Annotated in this window: 12 protein-coding genes; 8 read left to right on the plus strand and 4 right to left on the minus strand. The window is 73.0% G+C overall.

The genetic code is table 11. The features are described 5' to 3' along the window. Window positions 1-13 precede the first annotated feature (13 nt). A complete protein-coding gene (locus K8556_RS26565; RefSeq protein ID WP_223742898.1) occupies window positions 14-898 on the plus strand; it encodes a DMT family transporter in 885 nt (294 codons plus the stop codon). Between the two features lie 19 nt (window positions 899-917). On the opposite strand, the gene K8556_RS26570 is transcribed toward K8556_RS26565, so the two are convergent. Next, window positions 918-2,108, minus strand: a complete 1,191-nt coding sequence (locus K8556_RS26570; protein WP_223742899.1) for a cysteine desulfurase-like protein — start codon at window positions 2,106-2,108, stop codon at window positions 918-920. A gap of 36 nt (window positions 2,109-2,144) precedes the next feature. Further along, window positions 2,145-2,759, minus strand: coding sequence for a CAP domain-containing protein (locus K8556_RS26575; protein ID WP_223742900.1), 615 nt, complete (start codon window positions 2,757-2,759; stop codon window positions 2,145-2,147). Window positions 2,760-2,941: 182 nt separating this feature from the next. Between K8556_RS26575 and K8556_RS26580 the strand changes: the two genes are divergently transcribed. From K8556_RS26580 to K8556_RS26595, 4 genes are all read left to right on the plus strand, one after another. Further along, window positions 2,942-3,394: a putative toxin-antitoxin system toxin component, PIN family gene (locus K8556_RS26580; protein ID WP_223742901.1), complete on the plus strand. Its 453-nt coding sequence runs from the start codon at window positions 2,942-2,944 to the stop codon at window positions 3,392-3,394. Window positions 3,395-3,479: 85 nt separating this feature from the next. Continuing rightward, entirely contained in the window at window positions 3,480-4,880 is a 1,401-nt protein-coding gene (locus K8556_RS26585) for a LysM peptidoglycan-binding domain-containing protein (protein WP_223742902.1), read from the plus strand. A gap of 15 nt (window positions 4,881-4,895) precedes the next feature. Next, a complete protein-coding gene (gene deoD / locus K8556_RS26590) occupies window positions 4,896-5,609 on the plus strand; it encodes a purine-nucleoside phosphorylase (protein WP_223742903.1) in 714 nt (237 codons plus the stop codon). A gap of 12 nt (window positions 5,610-5,621) precedes the next feature. After that, window positions 5,622-6,512 (plus strand): alpha-ketoglutarate-dependent dioxygenase AlkB, encoded by an 891-nt coding sequence (locus K8556_RS26595; protein ID WP_223742904.1) that lies wholly within the window; start codon window positions 5,622-5,624, stop codon window positions 6,510-6,512. Between the two features lie 95 nt (window positions 6,513-6,607). On the opposite strand, the gene K8556_RS26600 is transcribed toward K8556_RS26595, so the two are convergent. After that, window positions 6,608-8,974, minus strand: coding sequence for an RIO1 family regulatory kinase/ATPase (locus tag K8556_RS26600; RefSeq protein ID WP_223742905.1), 2,367 nt, complete (start codon window positions 8,972-8,974; stop codon window positions 6,608-6,610). 296 nt (window positions 8,975-9,270) lie between these two features. Between K8556_RS26600 and K8556_RS26605 the strand changes: the two genes are divergently transcribed. Together K8556_RS26605 and K8556_RS26610 are read left to right on the plus strand one after the other, a co-directional pair. Then, a complete protein-coding gene (locus K8556_RS26605) occupies window positions 9,271-10,008 on the plus strand; it encodes a murein L,D-transpeptidase family protein (RefSeq protein ID WP_223742906.1) in 738 nt (245 codons plus the stop codon). A gap of 69 nt (window positions 10,009-10,077) precedes the next feature. After that, window positions 10,078-11,577, plus strand: coding sequence for an amidase (locus K8556_RS26610; RefSeq protein ID WP_223742907.1), 1,500 nt, complete (start codon window positions 10,078-10,080; stop codon window positions 11,575-11,577). Between the two features lies 1 nt (window position 11,578). On the opposite strand, the gene K8556_RS26615 is transcribed toward K8556_RS26610, so the two are convergent. Further along, the gene (locus tag K8556_RS26615; protein ID WP_223742908.1) at window positions 11,579-12,940 is read right to left on the minus strand and encodes a hypothetical protein; all 1,362 of its coding nucleotides are present in this window, start codon (window positions 12,938-12,940) and stop codon (window positions 11,579-11,581) included. Between the two features lie 216 nt (window positions 12,941-13,156). Here K8556_RS26615 and K8556_RS26620 point away from each other — a divergent pair, with 216 nt between their 5' ends. Then, the gene (locus K8556_RS26620; RefSeq protein ID WP_223742909.1) at window positions 13,157-16,285 is read left to right on the plus strand and encodes a tetratricopeptide repeat protein; all 3,129 of its coding nucleotides are present in this window, start codon (window positions 13,157-13,159) and stop codon (window positions 16,283-16,285) included. The last annotated feature ends 48 nt before the right edge of the window (window positions 16,286-16,333 follow it).

Raw genomic sequence — 16,333 nt, forward strand, 5'->3', positions numbered from 1 at the left:
AGATTCCGGCGCCATGAGTGAAGTCGCCGGACGCCGTGTCCCCGCCTTGCCCCCCATCCCCGCGGTCCTCATCGCCGTGGTGAGCGTGCAGGGGGGCGCCGCGCTCGCGAAGGGGCTCTTCCCGGTCCTGGGCTCGGTGGGGGCCGCGGGCCTGCGGCTGGTGCTGGCGTCGGTGATGTTGCTGGCGTTCTTCCGTCCGCCGCTCCTGCGCTACACGCGGGAGCAGTGGGCGGCCGTCGTGCCGTATGGCGTGGCGCTGGGCGTGATGAACCTCACGTACTACCTGGCCATCGCGCGCATCCCGCTGGGGCTCGCGGTGACGCTGGAGTTCGTGGGGCCCTTCGTGCTGGCGGTGGTGGGCTCGCGCAAGGCGTTGGACTTCGTGTGGGTGCTCTTCGCGGCGACAGGCATCGTGTTGATTACGCCCTGGACGGCGAAGCCCGGCGCGTTGGATCCGCTGGGCGTGGTGCTGGCGCTGACGGCGGGCGCGTGCTGGGCGCTCTACATCCTGGCGGGGGGAAGGCTGTCGCGCCGCGTGCCGGAAGGGCAGGGCGTGGCGGCGGGCATGGTGGTGGCCATGCTGACGGTGCTGCCGTTCATGCTGCGCGAGGGCCACCTGGAGCGGCTGACGCCGGGCCTCTTCGCCGCGGGCGTGGGCGTGGCGCTCCTGTCCAGCGCGCTGCCATACACGCTGGAGATGCTGGCCCTGGGACAGCTCTCCAGCCGCACCTTCGGCATCCTGATGAGCCTGGAGCCCGGGGTGGCCACGCTGGTGGGATGGTTGTTCCTGCGCGAGCAGCTCACGCCCATGCAATGGCTGGCGGTCGCGCTGGTGAGCGTGGCGTCCGCGGGGGCGACGCTGACGGCGAAGCAGCCCCCGCCTCCCGTGGAGGCGTGAGGGTCACGGCCCTCCGGCATCAGGGCAGTGAGTCCAGCGCCGCGAGCAGCCGGCCCACGTCCTCCGCCGTGTTGTAGTGGAGCAACGATGCGCGCACCGCGCCGTCGGGCATGAGCCCCAGCGCCTCCGCCGCCATCGTAGCGTAGTAGTGCCCCGCCGCGACGCCCACGCCCTGCTCCGCCAGGTGCTCCGCCACGGCGCGCGGCGACAGGCCCGTCACGTTGAAGCAGAACGTGGCCACGCGCCCCTCGGACGTCTTCGGCCCATAGAGTTGCACTCGCGGATGCCGGGACAGTTGCTCCAGCGCGGCCTCCAGCAGCGGCTGCTCCAGTTGCGCGATGCGCTGGAAGGCCCGCGTCAATCCCTCTCGCCCCGGCTGGCCACCGCCCAGCACTTCACGCAGGTAGCGCAGCGAACCCAGCCACCCGGCCCAGCCTTCGTGGTTCGCCGTGCCCGGCTCGAACTTCTGCGGGCCGTCATCCGGCATGAACCACAGCTTGTCCGCCGGCAACCCCGCCAGCAGCTCGCGCCGCACGAACAGACAGCCCAGGTGCGGACCGAAGACCTTGTACGGCGAGAACACCGCGAAGTCCGCGCCCCACGCGCGCACGTCCGGCAGGTGATGCGGACTGGAGTGCACCGCGTCCACGAACAGCCACGCGCCCACGCCGTGCGCCACCTCCGCCGCCGCGGCCACGTCCGGCGTCGCGCCCACCGAGTTCGCCGCCGCGGACACCGCCACCAGCCGCGTGCGCGGCGTGACGAGCTTGCGCAGCTCGGAGGCCTCCAGCCGGCCCTCCGGCCAGCTCGCGCGCCAGGTCGTCACCTTCACGCCCTGCGCCTCCAGCGCTCGCCACGGGGCCGCGTTGGATTCGTGCTCCAACTCGGAGAGGACCACCTCGTCGCCCGGCTGGAAGAGGCGTGAGACGGCCCGGCCCACCTGGAAGGTGAGCGCGGTGGCGCTGGGCCCGAGCATGACTTCATCGGGCCGGCAGTTCAGGAACTCCGCCGTCTCCTCGCGCGCCCGGGCCTTGAGCGCCGTGGCCACGCGGGAGGCGGGGTAGGGCTGGCCCACGTTGCAGCTCCCACCCGAGAGGAATTGATGGATGGCGTCGATGCAGTGCGTGGGCACCTGCGCCCCCGCCGCGTTGTCCAGGTAGCTGAAGCCAGACCGCAGGGCGGGGAAGTGCTCGGCGAAGGGGGAGGGCATGGGCCGCGGAGCATAGCCCTCGCCCTTCCCCGGGAACTACGGCGTGCCGAAGTCCTGCGTCCAGTACGCGCGGTACGTGCTGGAGGGCGCGTTGAAGTAGCCGATGCCCGTCTCCTTCAGCGCCCCGTCCATGATGTTGTTGCAGTGCCCGGTGCTGGCCATCCAGCCGTCCACCACCGCCTGCGCGGTGCCGTAGCCCGCGGCGATGTTCTCCGCCGCCCTGCGGTAGCTGTAGCCCGCGGACGTCATCCGCTGCCACGGCGTGGAGCCGTTGGAGCCCGTGTGGCTGAAGAAGTTGTTCGTCCCCATGTCCTTGGAGTGCTTGCGCGCCGCGCAGCGAAGCTTGTCATTGTTCGTGAGCGCGCCCACCGCTGGCTTCGCCACGCCGCCACAGGTGGCACCCGCCGCCCGCCGCTGGTTGATGAGCGTGAGCACGTCGTTCTCCAACTGCACCCAGGCCGGGTCCCACGTCGTCACGTCGTCGCAGTACGCGGCGCTCGCGCTCAGGTCGTTGCCAGCGGCCTCCGTCTGGGCCGGCGGCACGACGACGCCTTCCCCCCGCGGCGTGGGCGACTCCTCGCCTCCACAGCCGCCCAGCAGGGCAGCGGCGCTCAACAACGTCAGACACAGCGAACGGGCGGAGGGCTTCATGGACAGACCTTTCACCGGCAGGGGCCAGTCAGGGGGAGGGGTTCAGTGAGATGCATTCTTGTCGGTGATTCCTGGTTTCCGCCATGGACCCGCCGTGCATTGTGATTGACGCGGGAAGGGGCAGGGTTGTGTCGGCGGTGTTGGTGACGGAAAGTTCCTTCACCGTGAAGACGCCTTCCGCTGTGCCTGCCGTTCGTTCCGTGGTGCTGGACACCAACGTGGTGCTGGACGTGTTCGTCTTTGATGACGTCTTCACGCGGCCGTTGGCGCAGGCGCTGCGTTCGGGCTCGCTGACGGCGTGGGCGGACCGGCACACGCTGAAGGAGCTGGCGCTGGTGCTCGCCTATCCCTGGTTCAAGCTGACGGCGGACGCGCAGCGGGCGGTGCGCGACGCGTACGGCGCGCTCGTGCGCGTGGCGGACGGTGAGGGCTCACCGGTGGAGCTGCCGCCGTGCCGGGACCGGGATGATCAGAAGTTCCTGGAGCTGACGGCCCGCGCGGGCGCCGCGTGGCTGGTGAGCAAGGACCAGCGCGTGCTGTCGATGGGCGGCGGACGGCGCCTGCCCTTCGAGGTGCTCTCGCCTCGCCGTGCCTCGCAGGTGCTCGAGGCGGAAGGCGTGGCACGGAGCGGTTGAAGCAGGCAGGCAGGGGTGCGCACGCGCAGTCAAAATCGCGCTCCGCGCTTGGTGACCCGGGCATCTCGGGCCATCCTGCGGCCCGGTGCGTTCCTCACTCCTGATCCTCCTGTTCTGCGCCGGCTGCGCCGCGCGTGTCGTCACCCCCGTCCCGCCTCCGGCACCGGCCCCGGTCCAGGCCTCGGCCGCGACGCCTCCCGTGGAGACGCCGGCCCAGACGCCGCCCGCGGAAGCTCCGGCCGCGGCCGAGCCCCAGGCCACGCCCGCCGTGAGCGCGTCCGGTGCCCCCGTCGCGATGCCTTCCCCGGCGGAGGTCGCCGCCGTCGTCACCGACGCCGCCGTGCGGGAGAACCCCTGCCCCGTGGACGCGGAGGAAGAGGAGGACGAGGCCTCCGCGGCCACCGACGACGAAGGCGTGAGCGAGGAGGGCGAGATGCAGGCGCCGCTCGCGCCCGCCGCGCCCGCGGGGCCGCTGTACACGGCGGACCTGTCCGACGAGGCGCTCACCGAGGCGTGGAAGAAGGACCCGGCCACGCTGGGCTCCATGTCCATTGGCTTCGTGGAGAGCGGCCGGCAGCTCAACAGCGTGCGCGTGCCGGATGACAAGGATTGGCTGGTGGTGTCGCCGGACATCGCCTACGGCACGCAGGAGACGGTGGACTACGTGGTCGCCGCCATCCGCGCGGTGCGCGCGCAGTACCCGAACGTGCCCCCGCTGCGCGTCAACCGCCTGTCCACCAAGGACGGCGGCTACCTGCGCCCGCACAAGAGCCACCAGAACGGCCGTGACGTGGACTTCGGCTTCTACTACCCGACCGCGGAGCCGGTGCGCGAGCGCGAGCGGGAGCGCTACATCGACGTGGCCATGAACTGGGCGCTGGTCCGCTCGCTGGTGGTGAACACCGACGTGCAGATGATCCTCGTGGACAAGCGCGTGATGAAGGTCCTGTACGACTACGCGCTGTCCATTGGCGAGGACAAGGTCTGGCTGGATTCGCTGTTCAACGCGGGCTTCAACTCACTCATCAAGCACGCGCGCCGGCACCGTGACCACTTCCACGTGCGCTTCTTCAACGGCCGCGCGCAGGAGCTGGGCCGCCGGGTGGCGCCGCTGCTGGCGCTCCAGCCGGACCAGAACCTGATGATGTACAAGGTGCGCAACGGGGACACGCTGGGCGGCATCGCGTTGCGTCACAACTCCAGCGTGGTGGCCATCAAGAAGGCCAACCGGATGCGCAACACGTTCCTGAGCATTGGCCGGCGGCTGGTGATTCCGCTCAAGGGGCCGTGCACGCACTGCCCCATCCCCCCGCCGGTGCAACTGCCCCCGCGCCGGCTGCCCCCCCAGGCGCAGGCCCCCGCTTTGGTGAACACGACGCCCGCGGCTTCGGGCAAGCTGCCCAACCCGTGCACTCCCGCCGCGCCGGCACCGACGCCGGTGGCCGTTCCCACGGGTGTTCCCTCCGGTCTGTCGACCGGGCGCTGAAAGGCTTCTGCTTCCATGGCAACTCCGCACATCTCCGCGTCTCCCGGTGACTTCGCTGAAGTGATCCTCATGCCGGGCGACCCCCTCCGGGCGCGCTACATCTCCGAGCGCTTCCTGGAGAACGCGCGCTCCGTCACGGCGGTGCGCAACATGCTGGGCTTCACCGGCACCTTCCGGGGCAAGCGACTGTCGGTGATGGGGCACGGCATGGGCGTGCCGTCCATCTCCATCTACGCGACGGAGCTGGTGAAGAGCTACGGCGCGAAGGTGCTCATCCGCGTGGGCAGTTGCGGCGCGCTGCGCACGGACGTGAAGCTGCGCGACGTCATCGTGGCGATGGGCGCGGGCACGGACTCCAACGTGAACCGCATGCGCGTGATGGGGCACGACTTCCCGGCGGTGGCGGACTTCACGCTGGCCCGGCGCGCGGTGGAGGCGGCGGAGAAGCGCGGCAAGCCGGTGCGCGTGGGCAACGTCTTCACCTCGGACCTCTTCTACCACCCGCAGGAAGCGCTCAACGCGACGCTGGAGAAGATGGGCATCCTGGCGGTGGAGATGGAGATCGCCGGCCTGTACGGCGTGGCCGCGGAGTTCGGCGCGCGGGCGCTGTCGCTGCTCACCGTGTCGGACCACATCCGCACCGGCGAGCACCTGTCGCCGGAGGACCGTCAGACGACGTTCGACGAGATGATCGAGCTGGCGTTGGACGTGGCCGCCTCCGGGGCGTGAGGACCTGAGCGCATGGCCTTGCCTCCCCGCAGGGGCCCGGGTTCCCCGCTGGCGCGCAAGGCCGCGCAGCGCACGCCGGGCCACCACTACAACGCGAGCTTCCTGAACTCGGCGGACCGCGCGGAGATATTGGCGTGGCTGGGCACGCTGCACCCGCTGTGGGAGGAGCGCTATTCGAAGCACTTCCCACCGCCGGAGGGGCAGCAGCAGCGGCGGTTGCTCAGGCCGGTGTACTGGCTGGGCAACTGGCAGTTCGCGTGCCTGGACTACTACCGGCCGCCGAAGGGCGTGCGGAACCGCTGCGTGAAGGCGGAGCCGTTCCCGGCGGTGCTGCAGCGGCAGATTGAGAAGGTGGAGGCGCTGGCGCGGCGGATGTTCCGGGGGCCGGACATGCCGCAGGGCTGGCACCTCAACACGTGCCTGGTGAACTTCTACGGCAGCCGGTTGGAGGACGGGCGCTGGGTGGACACCGCGCGCGTGGGCGAGCACAAGGACTTCGAGCCGGGGCCGGTGGCGTCGCTGTCACTGGGGGAGCGTGCGCTCATCCAGTTCGTTACGTCCACTCGGCCCGGTGAACGGGACGCGGTGGTGCTGGAGCAGTGGCTGGATGACGGGGCGCTGCAGCTCTTTGGCGGGGCGCAGTGGAAGGAGCAGACGTTCCACCGGGTGCAGCGGGTGGACACGCGCGCGGGGCACGTGATGCCGCCGGAGCTGCCGGACTTCCGCACGCGGCGCATCAACCTGACGTTCCGCTATGTGCCGGACGCGCACGTGACGCCATTCGCGGCGCTGAGTCCGGAGGCCCGCGAGGACGTGCGGCCGTACATGGAGACGCTCGCGAAGGGCAGCCGGTTCTTCCGCGAGGAGCTGGCGCGCGAACCGCAGCCGGTGAAGGCGGAGTAGGGCGGGGTCTTCCAGACCTGTCCGACTGTCGGACAGGTTTTTGTGGTGCGCCTCCGCCGGGGAGACCCGGCGGGTGCTCCTCCTGACGGAAGAGGCTAGGAGGAGCCCGTCTCGGGGTTCGAGGACGAGGCCGCGGGCGGACGGGCCACGTAGCTCACCTGGGGCGCCGAGGAGCCCCGGGACGCACGTCCCGCGCTGCGCTCCGGGCCCTGACGGGGCATCCGAGGGCCATTGTTGGGTAGGGTGCCGCGCGCCTCGCGAGGACCCCGGCCGTTCTGGCGCGGCTCGCTGTTCTGCTGCGGGACGCTGTCCTGGAAGGAGCCATTGTTGCGCGGCGGCCGGCCGTTCATGCGCGACTGTGACCCCGGACCTTCCTGGCGTGGCTCGCTGTTCTGCTGCGGACGCCCATTCGCGCGCCACTCGTTGCGCGGCGGCCGGCCGTTGCCGTTCTGCGCTTGCGACGGGCCATTCAAATCCGACTCGCCGCCGTGAGGATGGCCGTTCATGCGCGCATCGCCGCCAGAGAACTGACCATTCTGGCGCGGCTGTTCATTCAGCCCTGACTCACCGCCACGGGACTGACCATTCATGCGCGGCGGCCGGCTGTTCTGCTGCGGCGCCTGACCGTTCTCTCCGTAGCCCTGCCCGCTCGGGCGTGCAGGCCGGCCGTTCTGCTGCGGTGCCTGCACGTTCTCGGCGTAGGCCTGTCCGTTCATGCGAGGCGGCCGACCGTTCTGCTGCGGCGCCTGACCGTTCTCGGCGTAGGCCTGTCCGTTCATGCGAGGCGGCCGACCGTTCTGCTGCGGCGCCTGCCCGTTCTCGGCGTAGGCCTGTCCATTCATGCGAGGCGGCCGACCGTTCTGCTGTGGCGCCTGACCGCTCTCGGCGCGGGCCTGCCCGTTCAGGCGAGGAGGCCGACCGTTCTGCTGCGGCGCCTGACTATTGTCGGCGTAGGCCTGCCCGTTCGTGCGCGGCGGCCGGCCGTTCTGTTGCGGTGCCTGACCGTTCTCGCCATGCGGCTGGCCGTTCTCGCCATGCGGCTGGCCGTTCATGCGCGGCGGCCGGCCGTTGTGCTGCGACGCCTGACCGTTCTCTGCGTAGACCTGCCCGTTCGTGCGCGGCGGCCGGCCGTTGTGCTGCGGCGCCTGACCGTTGTCGCCGTTGGCCTGTCCGTTCATGCGGGCCTCGCCGTTGGGCGAGCGCGGCGGACGTCCATCCCGGCGCGGTTCGTTGCGCGGCCCGCCCTGCTGCGGCCGGCCGTTCATGCGCGCATCACCCTGCGCCACCGGCGCATTCGCGCCCTGTGCCGGAGCTCCGTTGCGCGGCCCGCCCTGCTGCGGACGGCCGTTGTTGCCGTTGGGCCGGTTGTTGCCCCCTGCCTGCGGCGGACGCGCTCCCGCGTTCTGCTGGGGCCCGCCGTTGCCGGGCCTCGGCGCATTGCCGGTGCGCGGCGGCGGCTTGCCTCCAAACCCACCCCGCCGACGCCCATCCCTGGGGCTCTGCGTCACGATGGGCCGCCCGCGCTCGCCGCCACCCTGGCGCAGCACCAGCGCCTCCAGCGCGCGCAGCTCCGCCTCCTCCGCGCTCAGCCCCTCCTCCACCTCCACCACGGGCGCCGGAGCCGGACGGAGCTCGTTGCGCCGGGCGTCCTCCTGCTGCAGGAATCGCTCCTGCCGGGACTGACGGCCCGCGCCTCCCTGCCGGCGCGGCGCCTCGCGGAACGCGCCCGACGGCACGAACTCCGGCGTCAGCTCGCGCCGCACGTACGCGTTCCAGATTTCGCCCGTGTCACCCGCGCGGCCCGCCAGCCGGGTCGAAAAACCCTCCAGGTACTGCCGCACGTTGTCCAGGTCGCGGCGGAAATAGAACTCCGCCTGGCTGTTGCGCGCCGCCGCCACCGTCTGCGGAAAGTCGATGATGGTCGGCCCGGACCCGCTCATCAGGATGTTGTAGGGCGACAGGTCCCCGTGAATCAGGTCCGCGCACAGGGTGCGAACCACCTGGGCCCGCAGGTCCAGGTAGAGCGCCTCGGCCTCCTCGGGCGTCTGGGGCGGGGCCTCCACGAGCCGGGGCGCGGGCTGGCCTTCCGCGTCCAGCACCAGCTCCATCAGGAGGATGCCCTCGTAGAACATCACCGGGGTGGGCACGCGCACGCCCTGTGCGTGCAGCTTGTAGAGCGAGTCCGCTTCCGCGTTCTTCCACGCCTCTTCCGCGGCGGCCTGCCCGAAGCGGCTGCCCTTCTCCATGGCGCGGCGCGTGCGCGAGTTGCGCACCTCGCGGCCTTCCTTGTAGCCGGAGTTGTTGCGGAAGTTGCGCTCGTGGCGCTCCTTGTACAGCTTCGCTGCGACGACCTGGCCGGCGTGCTGGACGAGCCACACCTCCGCCTCCTTCCCCGTCTTCAGCTGGCCGATGACGGCGTCGATGATGCCGTCGGCGAGGAGGGTCTCGAGGGAGTCATTCATTCTTAGGCAAAAGGCCGGAACGGCACGGGGCGGGGAGCTTCAGTCGATGCGCACACCGGCGGCCCCTGCTCGCCATGATGCGCGTTGGAGATGAGAACACCGGGCCACCCCTGGTTTCCATCGCCGTTACGCTGAACGTCATCCAGAAAGCCCACGAACCGCTTGCTAGCAGCTTGGGAAGCAGGGAGCCAGGGGTGCCCCCGTGCCAGGAGCCTGTTCTCCGCCCACCCCTGCCCAGGGACCGGATTGACGTCCGCCAGCGTCCAACCGGCTTTGACCCGAGGTGCATTCCGCCCATGAAGAACCTGCTCGCCTGGGGTGTCCTGCTGGCCTCGCTGTGCGCTCACGCGGAGGACCGGGTCGCGGGGGCCCGCCAGCGCCAGACGGCCGGCCTGGTCCGGACGTTCCAGGCGGCGGGGCTGGCCTGGCCCCCGGAGGAGCTCTACCTGCGGGCCTTCAAGGTGGAGCGCGAGCTGGAGGTCTGGGCGGGCAGGCCGGGCCGGCCGCTGGTGAAGGTGCGCACCTACCCCATCTGCGCGGCCTCGGGCGACGTGGGCCCCAAGCGCGCCCAGGGCGACCTCCAGGTCCCGGAGGGCTTCTACACGGTGGACCTCTTCAACCCGAAGAGCGCGTACCACCTGTCCCTGCGGGTGAGCTACCCGAACGCCCTGGACCGCGAGCTGGGCGCCGCGAAGCCCGGGGGCGACATCTACATCCACGGCGACTGCGTGAGCATCGGCTGCCTGGCCATCGAGGACGGCCCCATCGAGGAGCTGTACGTGATGGTGTCCGAGGCCCGCGCGCGCATGGGCCGCGACGTGCCGGTGCACCTCTTCCCGCGCCGGCTGGACGCGGCGGGGCTCGCGGCGCTGGAGGCCCTCTCCGGCGTCACCGACGCGCGCAAGGCCTTCTGGCGCGGCCTGGAGCCGGGCTACCGCCTCTTCGAGGAGTCCCGGCGTCCGCCCCGGGTGAAGGTGGACGCCTCCCGGTCCGCCTACGTGGTGACGCCCGCCCCCCAGGCCCGGGCGCGCTGAGGAGCTGGTAGAACCGGGGGCCTGGGAGGGCCGCGCCGCCGGGGCCGCCCTCTGGGGGAGTGCAGGCCCATGGGTTCATCCGTCCCGCTTCAGGAGTCCGGAACCGCCGGGGGCGCGCGAGCGCTCGTGTCCCTCACGACGACGGAGCTGGCCGCCGCCCTGCGCGAGCGCCATGTCACCGCCGTGGAGGTGCTGGACGCCTTCCTCGCCCGCGCGCGAGCGCACAACCCCGCGCTCAACGCCGTCGTGACGTGGGACGAGGCCCGGGCCCGGAGCCGGGCGGAGGCGGCGGACGCGGCGCTCGCCCGGGGGGAGCTGTGGGGGCCGCTGCACGGCGTGCCCTTCACGGTGAAGGACGCGTTCAGCACCGAGGGCCTGCTCACGACGTCCGCCCACCCGGACTTCGCGCGGTACGTGCCCGCGCGGGACGCGACCGTGGTGGCCCGGCTCAAGGCGGCGGGGGCCATCCTCTTCGGCAAGACGAACCTGCCGCCGTTCGCGGCGGACTTCCAGACGCACGGGCCGCTCTGGGGCCGCACGAACAACCCGCACGACCTGGACCGCACGCCGGGCGGCTCCAGCGGTGGGGCCGCGGCGGCGGTGGCGGCGGGGCTCACCCCGTTCGAGGTGGGCAGCGACATTGGCGGCTCCATCCGCCAGCCGGCGCACTACTGCGGCATCGTGGGCATCAAGCCCACGGAGCACCGCGTCTCCTCCATGGGCCACATCCCGGACCCGCCGGACGGGCCCCGCCACGTGCGCCACATGGCGTGCGCGGGGCCGCTGGCGCGCTCGGTGGCGGACGTGCGGCTCATCCTGTCGCTCATCGAAGGCGCGGATCCGCGCGCCCCGGAGGTGCCGCCCGTCCCGCCGCTGGGGGCCGCGAAGCCCCGGACGCTCCAGGGCCTGCGGCTGGCGTGGGCGGACACGCTGGGGCCCTTCCAGGCGGACCGCGAGACGCGGGAGCTGTTCCAGCGCTTCACCGCCGCCGCCCGCGCGCAAGGCGTCGTGGTGGAGCAGGCCGTGCCCGAGGGGCAGGACTTCACGGACCTGGTGGAGGTGTGGGGGCTGATGGAGGGCGGCGAGGTGGGCGCGCCCCTGCCGCCGCCCGTGCGCGAGGCCTTCCAGCGGCAGTTCCTCCCCTTCGAGCGAGACCTCCTGGCGCAGGCCATCATGCAGGGCACGCGCATGGACATGGCGGGCTACGGCGCGGCGCTCAGCCGGCGGGACGCGCACATCACCCGGCTGGAGGACTTCCTGTCCGGCTGGGACGCGTGGCTCGTCCCGGTGGCGATGACGGCCGCGCCGCCGCACACGCCGTTCGGGGCGCCGGTGGAGGTGGACAGGGCGCCTCGCGACTACCTGGAGGCCTTCGGCGGGTTCACCTGCCTGTTCAACGCGACGGGGAGCCCCGTGGTGGTGTTCCCGCTGGGGCGCACGGCGGCGGGCCTGCCGGTGGGGGCGCAGTTGGTGGGGCGGCGGTGGGCGGACGGGGCGCTGCTCGACGTGGCGGAGGCGCTCCTGCCCCTGGGCGGAGGCGTTCGGTGGCCCGCGGCGTTCACGCCCTGAGTCAGTAGACGCGCAGCAGGCGCGAGCGGCATTCGAAGTGCGGGTTGCGCACGTCGATGACGTAGACCTCGCCGGTGGTCTCGTCGAAGTTGCCGGCGAGGAGCCCCGCGGCGGCCAGGGCGGCGAGGTAGACGTTGTCCGTGCCCTTCTTCATCTCGCTGACCTTGCGCACGTAGACGACGCGGCCCTCCACGGCCCACACGCTGCGGATGCCGTCCGTGTGCACGCCCATCGCGTCCGACGGCGGCGCCGCGGCCTTCCCCAGCGCGGGCGGGACGGACTGGAGCACGTAGTCGTCGTAGGCGCGGTTGCCGCTGCGGCTGATGAGCTTCACCTCGCGCAGCAGGCCGTCCGGGCCCTGGAGCAGCTCCAGCGTGACGGTGAGCTTCATCGTGCTGACGCCGTGGGCGAAGTCCTGGAGCTCCTCGCCCGCCTGGGAGAGGCCGCGCAGGCGGTCGTAGCCGGGCTCGTCCCGGGCGCGCTTCGCGAGGAACTCGCCCGGCTTGGGGGGCTTGCGGGGCCCGGGCATGCTCCCGGGGGAGCCGCTGGCGCCGAACTGCCGGGCCTTCTCCGCGTACGCGTACAGCATCTGCTTGGGGAAGCTGGGCATGTCGAAGAGGGGCGGGGCGTCCATCTGCTTCTCCAACTGCGCGCGCAGTTGCCCGAAGTAGGGATGGACGCGGCCGGTGTCCACGCGGTCGCGGGCGCGGCGTTCATCGACGATGCCCTGCACGCGCTCCGACACGCGCGCGTGCTCCTCGGCGGTGAGGGCTTCGCGCGACAGGCTGGGGTCACCGGGGCGCAGTGTGCGGCCTCCGCCCCGGGAGTTCTCCGGCGTCGTGATGATGATCCCCGTGCTCGAGCCGGGGGAGGGGAGCAGGTTCTGGGGGAGGGGGCCCTGGGGCCGGTCCCCGCCCGGAGCGGGCACGCGGGTCGCGATGTCCAGGCGTGGGATGTCGTCCGCCTGGGCGCGCGGAGCGTCCTCGGAATGAGCGGGCTCGCGCGTCGCGACGGGAGGTGGCTCCGGGGGCTCGCGGATCGCGGTCGGAGGCGGTGCCCCGGTGGACGCGTCCTCCGCCGGGGCGCGCGGTGGGACGGCAGCCGGCGCGGACTCCGGCGGCTCGCGTGTCGCCACGGGGGGCGGTGCCGGAGGGGGGCCGCGCTTCGGCGGCTCACGCGTCGCGACGGCGGAGGGGGGCGGGGCGGGCTCCCGGACCGGAGGCGGTGAAACCGCCGGCGTGACGGAAGGGGCGGAGAGGATCTCCACCTCGACGGCCCGCTCGCGCGGCCGGGCCGTGCGTCCGGCGGCCGACGGATGCGGGTCCAGCGTCCACAACAGCCCGAAGACGAGGGCGTGCAGCACCAGCGATATCAGCCCGGCCCATCCGAGACGTCGCAACCGCCGCATGCCGGGACACTGCCCGCAAAGCACCCCCTGTCTCAACACATTGAGACGCGTGCGTTCGCGAACCGACGTCCCACCCGCCGAGCAGGCGACCCGTCAACGCATGAAACGTCCCGGGGGTGACTCGACGCCCGCCGTGACTCCTGCTGTGCTGCCGCCCTCCACGTGCCTCCCATGCCCCTCGCCTGCCTGGACGAACCCACGTTCATGGACCTCCTGCTCGGGACGCTGCCTCCCGACAGGGCCGCGCTCGTCGACGAGCACCTGGACACGTGTCCCTCCTGCCGGCGCATGGTGTCCGAGGCGCTGAAGGTGCAACCGACCGACGACTCCGGGCCCGCCGCGCCGGAGGAGACCGTCCTGGACAGCCAACTGGCGACGCTGGCGGTGGACCCGTGGCGCGGGAGGAAGCCGCGCCTGAGGCTGCCCACGCCGCCGCTCGCGCGCGGCACGGCGGTGGGGCGCTACCTCATCCTGGAGATGCTGGGCGTGGGCGGGATGAGCGTCGTGTACGCCGCCTATGACCCGGAGCTGGACCGCCGCGTCGCGCTCAAGCTCCTGCAGGTGGAGGCGCTGGGGTTGGGCGCGGAGGCCGGACGCACGCAGGTGCTGCGCGAGGCGCAGGCCATGGCCCGCGTCTCCCACCCGCACGTCGTCTCCGTCTTCGACGTGGGCACCTTCGGCCGGCAGGTCTTCCTGGCCATGGAGCTGGTGGACGCGCACACGCTGCGCAAGTGGGAGCACGACGGCCCGCACCCGTGGCGCCAGGTGGTGGAGCTCTTCCTCGCCGTGGCCCGGGGGCTCGCCGCCGCGCACGCGGTGGGCGTCGTGCACGGCGACGTGAAGCCGGAGAACATCCTCGTGGGCCAGGACGGCCGCGTGCGCGTCACCGACTTCGGCCTGTCGCGCATCATGTCCGGCGCCGTGGCCCCGCCCATGATGCCGGGGAGCCCCACGCACCCGCGCGCCATGGAGGGCGGCACGCCCGCGTACATGGCCCCGGAGCAGTTCCCTCCGGAGGAGCGCACCGACGCGCGCAGCGACCAGTTCGGCTTCTGCGCCGCGCTCTATGAAGGCCTCTACGGCGAGCGCCCCTTCGCGGGCAACACGGTGGAGGAGCTGTCCCAGGCGGTGCACGCGGGGCGCGTGAAGAGCGTGCCCCGGCACTCGGGCGTGCCGCAGTGGCTGCGCAAGGTGGTGGTGAAGGGCCTGTCGGTGAAGCCCGAGGACCGCCACGTGTCCATGGAGGCGCTCATCGCCGCGCTGGAGGCGGACCCCGCGGCGCGCAGGACGCGGCGGCTGCGCGTGGCGGGCGCGTCGCTGCTGCTCCTGTCCGCGGTGGGCCTCACGCACATCCTCCACGGCCGCGATGTCACGGGCTGCGAGGGCGCCGCGCGCGCCATGGACGGCGTGTGGGACGCGCCCCGGCAGCAGGCGGTGGAGGCGGCCTTCGTCGGGACCGGGCGCCGCTTCGCGCACGACGCCTTCCGGCACGTGCGCCGGGGCCTGGACGCGTACACCGCCGCGTGGGTGACGACGCGCACGGCGGCCTGCGAGGCCACCCGCGTGCGCCACGAGCAGAGCGAGGCGGTGATGGCGCTGCGCATGCGCTGCCTGGACGCGCGGCTCGCGGACGTGGCCGCGCTCACGCAGTTGTTCACGCAGGCGGACCCGGACCTGGTGGAGCGGGCGCCCCGCGCGGTGGAGGGGCTGGCGCCGCTGGCGGGCTGCTCGGACGTGGAGGCGCTGACGTCGCGGGGCCACTCCGCTCCGGACGACCCCGCCGCCCGGGACCGCACGGTCGCGCTGCTCCAGGCGCTCGTGGACGCCAGGGCGCTGCGCGCCGCCGGCCGCTATTCGCAGGGCGTGGCGCGGGTGGAGCCGGTGGCCCAGGCCGCGCGCGCCGCGGGGGACTGGTCCGGCGCCGCGGACGCGCTGCTGCTGCTCGCGGAGTTGAAGGACGGGGCCGGGGACTACCGGGGCGCGGAGGCCACGGTGCTCCAGGCCGCGTGGAGCGCGGAGGCCGGCCGCAACGACGACGCCGCCGCCCGCGCGTGGACGCTGGCGGTGCGCGTGACGGGGGAGCGGCTGGACCACTACGCCCAGGGGCAGCAGGCCGCGGAGCGCGCCAGCGCCGCGGTGGAGCGGCTGGGCGGCAGCAGGGAGCTGGCCGGCGCGCTCGCCATGAACCTGGGCCGGCTGTTGTCGCGCCAGGGCCGCTACCCGGAGGCCCACGAGCAGCTCACCCGCGCGCTGTCCTTCCTGGAGAAGCGCTTCGGCCCGGAGGCCCTGGAGGTCGCGGACGTGCGCGTGGAGCTGGGCACCGTGCGCCGCTCCCAGGGGCGCGCGGAGGAGGCCCTGGGCCTGTACGAGCGCGCCCTGGGCACCGTGCGCGGGGCGCTGGGGCCCGAGCACCCGGACGTGGCGCGCATCCGCCTGGAGCAGGCCAGCGTGCGCTGGCAGCAGGGTGACTTCGTGCAGTCGGAGCGGCTGGCCCGGGGCGCGCTGGCGCTGCTGGAGCGCTCGCTGGGGCAGGACCACCCGCAGGTGGCGGACGCGCTCAACAGCCTGGCGCTGGCGCTCCAGTACCAGGGCAAGCGCGAGGAGGCGCTGCCCCTGTACGAACGCGCGCTGCGCATCGCGGAGACAACGGAGGGGCGCGACAGCTCCACGGTGGCCATCATCGTCAACAACATCGGCACGCTGCTGGTGCACATGGGCCGGCTGGAGGAGGCCACCCAGCGCTTCGCCACGGCGCTCGGGCAGGTGGAGAAGAGCCTGGGCCCGGACCACCCCACGCTGGCGCTGGTGCTCCGGGGCATGGGCCAGACGCTCAGCTACCGCAACCAGCCGGACCAGGCCCTGCCGTACTTCGAGCGCGCCGCCGCGCTCCAGACGTCCCTGCCGGACGACGTGAACGGCGGCTGGACGGGGGCCCTGGTGGACCTGGGGCGCACGTACATGGTGCTCGGCCGTCCGCGCGAGGCGCTGGCCCCGCTGGAGAAGGCCGTCGCCGGGTGGGAGCGCGCCCGGCCCCGTCCCGCGGAGCGCCCCGCCGCGCGCTACATGCTGGCCCGCGCGCTGTGGGACGCGAAGCAGGACCCGGACCGCGCCGTCCGGCTCGCCGCCGAGGCCCGCCTGGAGGCCGGAGCGCTCCCGGACGACGAGTCCTCCGTGCCGGAGCTGCGCCAGGCGATGGACCGCTGGATTGCCCGGCTGCCCCCCGCCGCGCGCCGGGACATCAAGGCCGCCATGGCCACGCCGAAGCCCGCGGACCCCGCCAGGGACGCGCTCGTCCGGTAGGCGCCCACACCCACGGCGCGAACGCCCGGGAGCGAGCGTGAGCGGGCC

Origin of the sequence: Corallococcus sp. AS-1-12 (assembly GCF_020036995.1) — a bacterium.
Taxonomy (GTDB): domain Bacteria; phylum Myxococcota; class Myxococcia; order Myxococcales; family Myxococcaceae; genus Corallococcus.